Annotated in this window: 10 protein-coding genes; 4 read left to right on the top strand and 6 right to left on the bottom strand. The window is 38.6% G+C overall.

Translation table 11 applies throughout. From position 1 onward, the window contains the following. Positions 1-8 precede the first annotated feature (8 nt). Complete coding sequence (locus PUND_RS02720; RefSeq protein WP_010390784.1) at positions 9-1,121, bottom strand: efflux RND transporter periplasmic adaptor subunit; 1,113 nt, start codon at positions 1,119-1,121, stop codon at positions 9-11. 175 nt (positions 1,122-1,296) lie between these two features. On the opposite strand from PUND_RS02720, the gene PUND_RS02715 reads away from it, so the two are divergent. Continuing rightward, the gene (locus PUND_RS02715; RefSeq protein WP_010390782.1) at positions 1,297-1,605 is read left to right on the top strand and encodes a hypothetical protein; all 309 of its coding nucleotides are present in this window, start codon (positions 1,297-1,299) and stop codon (positions 1,603-1,605) included. 23 nt (positions 1,606-1,628) lie between these two features. Here the strand turns inward: PUND_RS02715 and PUND_RS02710 are convergent, their stop codons facing one another. From PUND_RS02710 to PUND_RS02695, 4 genes are all read right to left on the bottom strand, one after another. Beyond that, positions 1,629-2,222 (bottom strand): acyl carrier protein phosphodiesterase, encoded by a 594-nt coding sequence (locus PUND_RS02710; protein ID WP_010390781.1) that lies wholly within the window; start codon positions 2,220-2,222, stop codon positions 1,629-1,631. Positions 2,223-2,340: 118 nt separating this feature from the next. Beyond that, complete coding sequence (locus tag PUND_RS02705) at positions 2,341-2,835, bottom strand: general stress protein (protein ID WP_010390780.1); 495 nt, start codon at positions 2,833-2,835, stop codon at positions 2,341-2,343. Between the two features lie 214 nt (positions 2,836-3,049). Further along, a complete protein-coding gene (locus tag PUND_RS02700; RefSeq protein ID WP_010390779.1) occupies positions 3,050-4,033 on the bottom strand; it encodes a DNA topoisomerase IB in 984 nt (327 codons plus the stop codon). Between the two features lie 87 nt (positions 4,034-4,120). Continuing rightward, on the bottom strand, positions 4,121-6,187 hold the full coding sequence (locus PUND_RS02695) for a catalase (protein ID WP_010390778.1): 2,067 nt from the start codon (positions 6,185-6,187) through the stop codon (positions 4,121-4,123). A gap of 872 nt (positions 6,188-7,059) precedes the next feature. On the opposite strand from PUND_RS02695, the gene PUND_RS02690 reads away from it, so the two are divergent. Further along, positions 7,060-7,440 carry a hypothetical protein gene (locus PUND_RS02690; protein WP_010390777.1) on the top strand — a complete coding sequence of 127 codons (381 nt, stop codon included), beginning with the start codon at positions 7,060-7,062 and terminating at the stop codon, positions 7,438-7,440. Between the two features lie 41 nt (positions 7,441-7,481). Here the strand turns inward: PUND_RS02690 and PUND_RS02685 are convergent, their stop codons facing one another. Beyond that, the gene (locus PUND_RS02685; RefSeq protein WP_010390776.1) at positions 7,482-9,590 is read right to left on the bottom strand and encodes a TonB-dependent siderophore receptor; all 2,109 of its coding nucleotides are present in this window, start codon (positions 9,588-9,590) and stop codon (positions 7,482-7,484) included. Positions 9,591-9,836: 246 nt separating this feature from the next. Here PUND_RS02685 and PUND_RS02680 point away from each other — a divergent pair, with 246 nt between their 5' ends. Then, entirely contained in the window at positions 9,837-10,574 is a 738-nt protein-coding gene (locus PUND_RS02680) for a DUF4198 domain-containing protein (RefSeq protein WP_010390775.1), read from the top strand. A gap of 373 nt (positions 10,575-10,947) precedes the next feature. Beyond that, complete coding sequence (locus PUND_RS02675; protein WP_010390773.1) at positions 10,948-12,591, top strand: methyl-accepting chemotaxis protein; 1,644 nt, start codon at positions 10,948-10,950, stop codon at positions 12,589-12,591. Positions 12,592-12,645: the final 54 nt, after the last annotated feature.

The following is a 12,645-nucleotide window of genomic DNA, read 5'->3' as shown; positions in this document are numbered from 1 at the left end:
GTCACGGGTTATGGGTTAAGTCGCTTAATTTCGCCTTCGATAAGCGTTACTTTTTGCCCATCGTGTAAAAAAGCCATTCCCGCGTTAACAATTTGTTCCCCCTCTTTTAAATCTCCTTTAATTTGCGCTTTTTGCGCAAAAAATTTCATTACATCCACTGTTGTTTTTTGTAAAACGTAGCCAGCTTGTTGTGAGTCAGCTTGCGCTGTTGTTATCAGTTTAAAAACAAATTGTTGGTTATTTTCTTTTGCCATGATTGCACTTACAGGCACCATAAAACCATCGCTTTCTCCCTGCTGTTGTTTAAATTGCACTTCTGCACTCATACCCGTTCTGATACCTGCGATATCATTAGCTGAGATTTTTAAAATAATAGGAAAAGCATTCGCTCCTTGAGCAGCTGAGCCAATTTCTTTAATTTTAGCATTCAACGATTTATCTAAAGCTGAAATAGTTACCTTTGCCGGTTTATCAATAGTTAACGAGGAGAGAAGCCCTTCAGGCGCAAGCGCTGAGACTTCAAAACTTTCTTTACCTTGGATTAAAAGTGCCGAGATATTAGGGCTAACTTGTTGCGAAGGTTCAATATTACGTTTTGAGATAGTCCCAGCATAGGGCGCGATCAATGTAGTATCTTTTAACTTTTCTTTTGCCATCGCTAATCGCACTTGAGCAATATCGACTTTATCCTTGGCGCTCTCATATTGAGACTTTGCAGCATCGTATTGCGCGCCAGACACCGCACCATCATCAACCAGTGACGCTTTACGTTCAAAATCCTGCTTAACATTTAGCATCGTAGCCTTTGCATTAGAGACCTGTCCTTTGGCCTCCTGCACTGCCAATAAATACTTTGTTTGTTCTAGTTTGGCGAGGGGCTCACCTTTATCAAAAGCTTCACCAATATCAAAAAAAACGTCTTCAACCTTTCCGCTAACCTCAAATGTTAAGGTCGTTGTATCTGCAGGTTGAATAACACCTGACAAAATACGACTATCAAACGAGTTAGTTTTTTTTAACTCAATGGCAGAAACAGGTTTTAATTTTTGCTCAGGAACTTGCTCTTCAGAGCACCCTGACAGCATAAAAATAATAACTAAAAAAACAACTATATGATTCATAATTTCCCTTGATAAATAGTGTATTCAAACCGATTGAACTACTAAACTAACCACAATCAGTCTTCACTATGAGCCATCTAATTTAAAGTATGGCTAACATTGTTATCACCCTGAAAGCTTGGGTATAATGCATTATTCCGGCTGTATTCTTAGCCTCTAAATTGGATCTTCTCCCATGAAAAAACTATCTGCTGTGCAAGTTAAACAACAAGCACTCGTCCTCAATGTTGCTGACAAAATAGAAGAGCAAGGCCGTGCTGAAATTCCAGGTATGCTGCAGTGCTGGTTTGATGTGGAATATCATTTATTTCCGGGCTCTTTACTAATGTGTTTTCAGTTTGAAAACCAACAGGCACTAACTGCGGCAGAGCCTGAGTTATTAAAATGGCAAAAGCGCTTAAGCGGTGCAATGCTTAAAAAAGGCGTAATTTTAAAAGATATGCGTAAACATTTAGTATTTACCTTAAAAGGACCAGACGACTAAACCACTTATTTTGTAAGCGCACTCTACTTTGGTGCGCTCTCCAAATTAAACTTATTAACGTGTTCAATTAGCTCAGGAAAAAACGCTAAAAACAGTCCATCTAGCTCACTATAATGTCGGGTTATATCTTCAGCGGTGCCTGCAAAATTATTAGTAAAGCGAACCCGTTTAGCAATATTATCAAGCGCCCGCCCAACCCCATCAACGCTTTCATACTCTTTAAACCAATCGTTTTGTGTCATACTGGTTACTACACGTTGCATTCGTGTAGGCATTACAGGTATACGCTTATCCAAAAGCGCATAACTGGTTTGCTTAAAATCAATCAGTGATTGGTTATTAAACTGCTGCCAATGCTGAATCAGAAAATGATCAAACACCACATCAACAGCCACGCCTGCAAAGCGCCTGCGCTTGGGTGAAAAAAGCTGTTTAGCTTCTTTAACTAAAGGGTGTGCATCAGTAAATTTATCCACTAAATAATGGTTATCTAGCGCACTTTTAACACTTGTCGGTATGTATGTTAGCTGTCGTTGACCACCAAAATCTCCCAGTAAGTTGCCAAAATGAGAATCAGCCGTAGGCTTTGCTAAATAAAGGTGAGCTAAATAATTCATTGGTTTCCATATAGATTAATATACTAAGCTCAGATAGTTTTAAAAATCAAACGCGTAAAAAGATGGAACGCAGTTCCACCTTTATACTTTTTAGATACTTATAGTGCATCCTGAAATATTACGCTTTTGAAACCTTGCTTGCACCAGCATTATCAAGAATTTCTTCAATACTATTTTTGTTATCGCTGTTATATTTAACACCGACGAGTATTGAACCCTTCTCAATTGCGTCTTCATAATACTTAATTTCATGTTCTGGAATAAATGCGCCGATTGCTGCACCTAGAGTCCCACCAACGGCAGCACCGGCGCCACCAGCTGCAAGTGCTGAAACCAAAGGACCTGCGACTAATAAGCCTGCACCACCCGAAGCGACTGCACCAACAGCGGTAAAACCACCAATAATTGCCGCTAACACGCCACCAGATGCAGCGCCCAGCAAACCGCCCTCTGAAGCTTTGGTACCTTCATCTACAGCAAAGTCTTCCTTTGTATACGAGTCGTTAGCAACAATGCTTATATCCGCCTCACTTACACCTAAAGCTTCTAATCTATAAATGGCTAATGTTGCTTGTGATGCATTATCGAATAACCCAGTAATAACAGTACTCATAATAACTCCTTTATTTGTTTAAGAAAGTACGCTTAGTAATTAGCAACATTCAAACCAAAGTTTTAATCCTTTAAAATCAGAAAGATAAATAAAAAAAGCAAAGTAGAACTCTACGTTTTAAAGTAAAAGTTGCTAGAAGTTGTAAAAAGTTCACACACATAGGTATAACTCAAGCTATTGAAATATGAGTAGAATTACAAAGAGATTAACGTTATTAGCTTTGTTCTTCTAAAAATATCAACAACCCACGCTCATAGCGACTTAGATACTTAGTCTTACGGGGTAGTTTGTCTAAGTTATTAAAGTCCTTTAGAGCTTCTTTACCTCCTTTACACAGCTCAATCAACTTTGGATGAATATATGAATTACGAGCTATTGCTGGGGTATTCCCTAAATTACTTGAAACGCTACCTAACATATCTTTAAGCGAAAGCTGGCCGTTTGATTTATGTAAGACTTCAAATGCCAAAACACTGGCCCGCCATGTTCTAAAATGTTTTGCACTAAACTGCTCACCCATAACACTTTGAATAAACTCATTCACTTCTTTGGAGGTAACATCACAACACTCGCCTTCATCGATATATTGGAATAAGCTCTGCCCAGGCAAATCTTGCAACTGCTGTATGATAGAGCTAAGCACTTTATCTGTTATATTCACTTCTCTTTGCTTACCGGATTTTGCTTTATACTTTAAGCGAATATTTTTACCCGTTAGTTTTGCATGCCGGCTACGTAATGTCGTAGCACCAAAACTATTGTTATGTTTGGCATTTTTTTTAGAACCAACGCGCAGAGCTCCAAGGTCCATTAAACGTACAACGGCTGCAATTGTGCGCTGGCAATCAAGTTCATTACCTCGCAAATATTCCGATAGTTTTGCTCTTAACAAAGGCAGTTTATTTCCAAATAAAACACATGCTTCAAACTTTTTAAGCTCTTGCTGCTCCCTAAACTCGGGATGATAAAAGTATTGCTTGCGGTCTTTGTTGTCGTAGCCAGTAGCTAAAATATGCCCATTTTCTTCTGGGCATAACCATACATCTTTGTATGCGGGGGGAAAAGCGAGACTGTCTAACCGCTCTATTTCATCTTTATCATGTATTTTCTTTCCTGCAGGATCATAATAAACCCATTGGTTTTCATGCCTCTTTCGAGTAATACCCGGCAAGTTATCATCGACATAAATTAGTTTCATTTTATTCCTTTAAATTTTTGTAATCCTCAAATCAAACGGTGCCATCAATAACAAGGGCTAGTTCTCACTAGCCCCAATTTATGCGATTTATCGGCTCCAATACCTAAGATTACGAATTTTTGAGACAAACTCACTTGCGGAAATTTTATTTAAATCCAACCAGCCATCATCAAGCTGTCCATTTAAACCCGTAGCCTCGATTAAAGGAGTTGCTTTATCACTAAAGCCGATATACTTCATATGTGCATAAGCATCACTGACAAAATCTTTCGCCTCCGGTATTTCAGCAAACTTTTTAGCGCCTTCATTAGTGGTAAGCAGAACTATTGCGTCGTAAAGCACCGAAGGACCGCCATTAATCACTTGATCGGCCTCAACAACCTCGCCATTACTGTTTTTAGCACCACCAACTTGAGCCGCAATAACTTCATGACTTGCACCTTCCTCTTTAAGGCTTTGTGTTAATAAATTAAAGGTTTCAGCATCAAAACCATCACTTACTAATATACCAAGCTTCCTGCCTTTAAATGTATTTGGCGCATTTTTTAAAATACTTAGCGCATCAGATACTGGTAAATCTTGACGGGTATCAAGCGCAGCTTCTGCGGCATCTGGCATAGTTTGTAAACCTAAACCCAATGCAACTTGCTCAGCAAGCTTGTTATCAATGTTTAACAGATGAGAAACCACGCGTTCTCTGATACGTAAATGCTCTACTTTAGATAACTCAAAAATCAAAGCATCTTGAATATGCGTTTGCTCAATGTCAGTTTGACTTAAATAGAATTGGCGCGCTTGGCTATAGTGATCACTAAATGTTTCTGAGCGATAGCGTAATTTACCCCCGTCAGTTTCAGATTCTGAGCTTTTGAATCCGTGTACAGGGCACTCTCGCGGGTTGTTTTCACCCCCGCTGAATGAATTAGGTTCGTAATTAACCCGGCCTTTGGGGTTCTGCATTGCCATGTGGCCATCTTGAAGAAAATGTCTCATCGGGCATTTTGGTGCATTAATAGGAATTTGTGTGAAATTAGGCCCACCTAGGCGTTTGGTTTGTGTATCTAGGTAAGAAAAATTACGGCCTTGCAATAAAGGATCGGGAGTAAAATCAAGCCCAGGCACTATATTTTGAGTACAAAATGCAACCTGTTCGGTTTCTGCGAAGAAGTTGTCTACGACTCGATTGAGTACCATTTTACCAATAACTTTAACTGGTACTTGCTCTTCGGGTATCAGTTTAGTGGCATCAAAAACATCGAACTCGAACTCTTCAGCAAATTTTTGATCAAATACTTGAATGCCCAGCTCCCATTCCGGATAGTCACCATTATTAATTGATTCCCACATATCACGACGATGAAAATCAGGATCAGCGCCATTTAATTTCAATGCCTCATTCCAAACCACTGACTGCATACCGCCTTTAGGTTTCCAGTGGAACTTAACAAATTTTTCTTCACCTTGTGCATTAATAAACTTAAAAGTATGAACGCCAAACCCTTCCATAAACCTTAATGAGCGCGGGATAGCTCTATCTGACATTGCCCACATAACCATGTGCATGGATTCTGGCGACAAACTTACAAAATCCCAAAAATTATCGTGGGCTGTTTGCGCTTGTGGAAAACCACGATCTGGTTCTGCTTTTGCGCTATGTATAAGGTCGGGAAACTTCATCGCGTCTTGAATGAAAAAAACTGGGATATTATTGCCTACCAGATCCCAATTACCTTCCTGCGTATAAAACTTAACGGCAAAACCTCGCACATCACGTGCTAAATCAGGCGAGCCCTGATTACCCGCCACTGTTGAAAAGCGTGCAAAAACAGGTGTTTTTTCACCTTTACGTTGAAAAATATCAGCAGAGGTCAAATCATCTAAAGCATCATACGTTTCAAAGTAACCATGTGCTCCATACCCTCTTGCGTGAACAACTCGCTCAGGAATTCGCTCGTGATCAAAGTGAAACAACTTTTCTCGCAACACATGATCTTCCAATAGTCCTGGTCCGCGTTGACCTGCTTTTAATGAATTTTGATTGTCACTGATAGGGCAACCTTGTGCGGTTGTCATTACGGGATGGTCTTTATTAGCTTTTTGATGAAGCTCTCCTGCATGTCCTTTATTATTTGCATACTTAAATGACTCTGCCATAACTTTTCTTCCTTAAATAATTTTTTGATTGCTATATTTTTATAGGGTTAAAAAACAATAACCAAGCAAAAAAAAGACCACCTATAAATAGTTTTAAAATCAATAATTAAGAAAGAAATGAAAATATTTCACCAATACAAACTATAAAAATTACACAACAAATGTAAGCTTTCCTCAGAGCATCATTTTAGTAAATTACTAAGCAATCAGCTTGTTCTGATTTTCATTATTACTGTATTTTTACAATGATAGATTTAGTGAGAACTTTGTCTGTATTGAGGGTTAAGAAAGGTTTGAACGCAAAATGCTACTCAGCTTTTTTCTTGTTTAAAATAGCGTTCTGCTTTTGCACATGTAAGTTTAGATAATGAAAATTTACTCCCTTTATCTGGGCATAGTTTCTTTAAAAGGCTTACTGCATAACGCCCACAACTTGGCAAAGTAAATAACTCTTATTCCTCAGTAACACCTAGCGCAGATTGATAACTCAACAGATAAAACACCTTAAGCAATAACATCTGTCTCTGCGGATGAGTGATAGATTTGACCTAGTAAATTATTAGATATGACAATATAAAAGATTTTTAAAAAATGATAAAAACATCTTTATTCCTTTAAAAACCTATTTAATAATTATTTAGTCAATTACCTAACTCAGTTATTGGCTGCCTTAATATTAAAATATTGATGCTAATACACTTCAAAACTATCTAACCAATTACAATTGTATTTTGATAATTCAGTAAAGAGTCAGGCCAACTTTGTTATCACTGTTGCTGCATTTTTTCGGTGCTGCTTGAGTCGTAAAACGCCTTGCTTAGCCTTTAATACTAAATGCTATTTTCTATTGCAACCAAGGCTACTCACGCATTATGACAACGACTTTTTTAAGTAAGCCACAGCAAGTCGCGCTGCAACAAGCACTGTTTAGCAGTAAGCTGTTAAACAGTGAGATAGTAACAAGTGATAACCCACCATCACAAAAGCAACAAGCCTATGGGCGTATAGCTGTAATGCTCTATCGCTTTAATTTACAAAAAATCAAATGGCCCTCTTTTTTAAAAACAGCTATAAACACTGCAAGCAATGAGTGCTCGTGGTTAACCCGTGAAATTATCAGATGCCAGCAAAGCTACAAAGCTCAACCTAATGACGCCTTAATAATTGAACAGAATGCATTTTTTAGTGGTATTTTTAGCGAAGAACTCGCCTACATTGACGCTTTACTTGGAACAGAAGCACAGCCTGAGTAAAGTGATGGGGCAAGCATCTTTAAGCCTGCCCCAAGGGTAAGTTAAAAGTTATATTTCAAGCTCAGCTTATAATTTACCGGCTCACCTGGTTGAGTCCAAATTGCAGAGTAAGAATTTGAGTAATATTCTTTATCCAGCACGTTATTAATATTCAGTTGTACAATCACATCTTCATTAACGTTGTAAGTTGCGAACAGGTTCACCAGTGTATACGAAGGTAAGTAGTACGTAGGGTCTATGGTTTCACCTAAGCGCTCCCCCTCATACTGAACAGCTATACCAACGCTTGCATTTAAATCGATTAAATCATTCAATTCTCTTTTAATACGTGCATTTGCACTGTGTTTAGGAATATTAAGTAAAGGGCTACCTTTTGGTAATTTTACCCACCAATCTGTATTAACCGTGTCGTTTGCTGTTTTTGCATCGGTGTAGGTATAGGCCAAATCAAATGAGGTGTGCTCTGTAATATAACCGTGTAAATCAAACTCAACGCCTTCGCTAGTTACCTCGCCTAACGCCGTCGACACGCCTGCTTGCAAATCTGTGGTCAACATATTGCTTTTTTCGGCGCTAAATACAGTAAAGCTACCATTTAGGGTATCGGTGCTAAATTTAACACCCGCCTCAATAGAGGTTGTTGATTCTGGCTCAAATGCATCACCATTTATATCGTAACCACTGTTTGGCCTAAAACCTTCAGAGTAACTGCTGTAATACTGTATATCGTCTGAGTAAGCATACACTAAGCCTACTCGTGGGCTAAATGTACTCTGATTGCTTTTAGACTGACTTTGATTAATATGATTATCTATTTGCTGATCAAACCAATCATAACGACCGCCTACTTGTACTTTCCACTGCTCAGTGACGTCGATTTGATCTTGAATATAAATCCCGTAGCTGTGCTGCACTTCAGTACTGTTGTATAAAAGAGATCCCTCAGGTGCTGTTTGCCCATATACGGGGTTATACATATTAATGGCATAGCGCGTATCCTCAAGCGTAGGGCGATATCTATACCAAAGTTTATCAAAATCAAACTTGCTGGCATCGGCACCTATTAATAAATGATGGGTAAACCCAGCAGCAGTAACGCTGCCACTTAGCTCAGTGCGGGCTGAAATATTTTTAGTTTGAAAATCACGCTCGTTATGTTGCCGACTTAAAGTTTCGCCATCAGTAAAATAAACCTGCCTGCTAGGGGCGAGTTCAGCATCACTCGATTCGCTTATAAATTTAGAATCGCTATAGCTAAGCCCATTTAAAAGTGACCATTCCCCTATTTGATGCTCAAAAGTCAGTTGATGAGAAATCGCATCAACCTCTGTTGGTTTATCGCTTGGCTCACCTAAAAACGTTTCAATAGGTAATGCGTCTATCTTCCCGTCTAGGGCAACAATGCCACGGTCAAACGTCACACTCTGATCAACATACTCTAGTTCATAATTTAATTTTGTTGTGTCGGATATTAACCAAAGAATTGAAGGTGTGATCACCGTTTTTTTATTTTCGTGGTAGTCTCTAAAACCCTCACCGTCTTCAATTGCACCATTTACTCTAAAAGCGAGTTCATTGGTAATAGCATTAGTGTAGTCACCTTCAGCGCGATAACTCTGCCAACTCCCTGCAGATACTTTCAAAGAGCCTTGTTCTTCAAACTGTGGCTTTTTAGTGATGATATTAATAGTACCGCCAGGCTCAGAGCGACCATAAAGAGCAGAGCCAGGCCCTTTCATCACTTCTACATAATCAATATTACTGGTATCGCGGGTACCGCTAAAACTTCGACCCGATGAAAAACCATTAATTAAAAAGCCTGAAGGAATATTCTCATCGCCTACTAAGCCACGTATTGCAAAGCTTTCCCACAATCCACCAAAATCATTTTGTTCAGAAATACTCGGCGTTAGATCAAATATATCTGTGAGTGTAGTCACTCCTGCGTCATCGAGGTTTTCTGCTGATATAAACTCAATACTTTGTGGTTGCTCGCTTAAGGGCACATCGCCACGAAAAGCTTGTCTAACACCCGTAACCGCTATTTTCTCTATGTTAGCTGACGCTGAAGCTGCGTATACAGAAGGCGCTAAAATGGTACTTATAGCAATTGATATGGCAGATATTTGGTATCGATTTATTAAGTTCATTCTATCTCTTAGATATCATGCAAGCTTAATCGGTTAAGTTTTTACTAAAATTTTTTTAGTAAGGCCGATTAAATAAACATGAAATACAAATGGTAATTATTGTTATTTGCAATAATATACAAATAGAGTAAAAAGAGCTACCCTACAGCAACAAATTTTACAAAGTTATTAGAGGCTGTTTTTTCTTTTTGAATTAAACGTATTCAACATCGAAAAATAAATACCTCCTAAAATTTAGAGATAAAAATGAAAATATTACCTTTCGCCTGCATGGCATTAGTCACATCAATATCAAGCACATACAGCGAACAAACACAGGCTCATGCAATATGGTTTGCAGAGCGCTCATCACAGTTGGCCTTTATATATGGCGAAGGCGCACAAGATTTAGATACCGTAAAACGACAAAATAAAATTAAAAGCATTACTGGCTATAACAAAAACTGGCAACAACAAAACGTAAAGCTTGTTGAGTCAGGGCCTATGATGCTGCTAAATGATAAAACCGTTTATGCGGTTACTGGCATGCTCGATAATGGGTTGTGGAGTAAAACAAAGGAAGGTGAATGGTTTGCTAAAGGTCGAGATGCAATCCCCAGTGCACTATTAAGCGAACATACTAAAAAGTACGCAGTACATTTACGTGGCCCGCTTGCCCAAGTACCTGCGCTTAAAAATCAGCAATTGCAAATTCTTCCTGTAGGCGAAGAATTTTCAGATCAAAAAGGAGCTATGGTTAGTTACCGCATAACTTTCAATAGTAAAGCTGTTCAAGGTGCTAAAGTAATCAATGATTTAGTAAACGATCCAGATCAAGAAGCAATAGTTAGTAATGATGACGGCTTGGTAACATTGCCATTGCGTAACCAAGGCTTAAACGTAATAGCCGCGATCTACGACGAAAAAAGCACGAATTTAAATGTATTTGATAAAACCGAGCATTTAGCCACACTCTCATTTGTTTTACCCCATGCCGCAGAGTAAACGTTAAATACAGTCAAGTCAGCTCAATTCCTTACTCGCTGGCTGACTTTTCATTCTCAATTATCACTGTTTAGCCCTAAGCGGTGATAATTTAAAAAGTAGTCTTGAAACCTAACTATTTAATAAAAAAGAAAAAACACCCCAAAACATCACACTTTTATTTATAAAATATTAATCATTAAAGTCGGGGAATTATAATAAATAAAGTTCATAACTCTCTCGTCTATCAAAAATAACACAATTAACCTGATTAAAAACCAACCTTTATTTATTAAATTTTTGTTCTACAGTTTATTAATTAGTGGTGCTACAACGAACCTGTTATTTTTCAAAGATACAAGTCGATAAATGGACTGCCAAAAGGAATTTAAAAATGATCTCAAATTTAAATCAGATTGGTTTCACTTCAATTAAAGCAAAATTATTAGCGAGTTTTAGTCTAATAATCATCATGCTAATTGTTACTGCTGGGATTGGTATATATAACCTTTCCATAATGAATGATCAGATGAGTAAAATAATTAATGTTTCAGCTGAAAAAGTAAAACTGGCAGCTAGAGTCAATCAAGGCGCTTTAGCTGTATCTCGAGCTGAAAAAAATATAATTTTGGCAGACTCAAAAGCAGCCATGGATGAATACGCCGACTTCATAGCTCAAACGCGAGATGAAATGCTAGAGCGACGTGCAACTCTTCGCAATTTAGTCAATGACAACGGCAAACGTTTACTCGATGAATTTGCCGCGACATGGGATGAATATATTGAGGTAAATCTTCAAATTCGAGACCTAGCAAGAGCTGATTTAAACGACAAAGCAATAGTCTTATCTAAAAATGAAGGCAGGAGGCTAAACGATTTAGCCATTTCTCAAATGGCTAATTTAGTAAATGCAATCGAACAAGATATGGCAAATGACGAGTTAGAAGCTCAAGCACGGCACTCCTCTGCATATAGCTTAATGCTTGTCATTACCCTTACAGGCTTAATCGCAGGTATTGTTATTGCCATTTTTATCTCTTCGAGAATTACCGGCGCACTTAATCGCCTTTCACATAGAATGAACGATATTGCCGATGGCGAAGGTGATTTAACCGTAACAGTCGACGATTCATCAAAAGATGAAACCGGCGACGTTGCCCGCGCATTTAATAAATTTGTTGCTAAAATTCGCACCACAATAACCTCAGTGGCATCCGAAACCACTCAGGTTGCATCAACTTCCGAAGAGCTTTCAATAGTTAGTAACACCACAAGTGCAGCAGTTAAAAAGCTGCATGATGAAACGCAACAAGTTGCCACCGCGATGACGCAAATGAATGCAACAATTCAAGACGTTGCAAATAGCGCAGAAAATGCAGCCAGTTCAGCAAGTGATTCAAATAATAATGCTAAAGCCGGTGAAAGCATGGTGAACGAAACAGTTCACGCGGTTGATAACCTTACTAAAGAAATTAACCAATCCGCCTCTGCAATTGAAAAGCTACAAGCCGACAGCGAAAATATAAGTACCATATTAGATGTTATTAAAGGCGTATCTGAACAAACAAACTTATTGGCATTAAATGCCGCCATTGAAGCCGCAAGAGCGGGTGAGCAAGGCAGAGGTTTTGCAGTTGTTGCCGATGAAGTACGAACCTTAGCACAACGAACTAAAGAGTCGGCCACCAACATAGAACAAATGATCGATAAGTTTCAATCCGGAATATTAACCGCCATTGAGGTAATGACCAAAAGCCAACAACAAACAGACTTAGTTGTTGAAAAAGTGAGTAAAACAGGTGAAACCCTGCGAACAATCAATGACTACAGCAGCGCAATTAATGATATGAACGCGCAAATAGCCTCAGCCGCTGAACAACAAGCCGTGGTCGCAGATGAGATCAGCCGCAACGTTGTTAATATTAAACAAGTGACAGAGCAATCATCAGCTGCAACTGAGCAAACATCAACAGCAAGTAACGAAATGGCAATACTAGGCAATAACTTATTAAAACTGGTACAACAGTTTAAGGTGTAAGTTCTGGGCTTCTCATGCTTTCAAGCTGAGTAGTGTTCGGCAGCAGGTTTAGCA

The sequence above is a fragment of the Pseudoalteromonas undina genome (assembly GCF_000238275.3).
Lineage (GTDB): Bacteria > Pseudomonadota > Gammaproteobacteria > Enterobacterales > Alteromonadaceae > Pseudoalteromonas > Pseudoalteromonas undina.
Note: the sequence above shows the minus strand (reverse complement) of the source record. Positions and strands in the feature narration are given on the sequence as shown.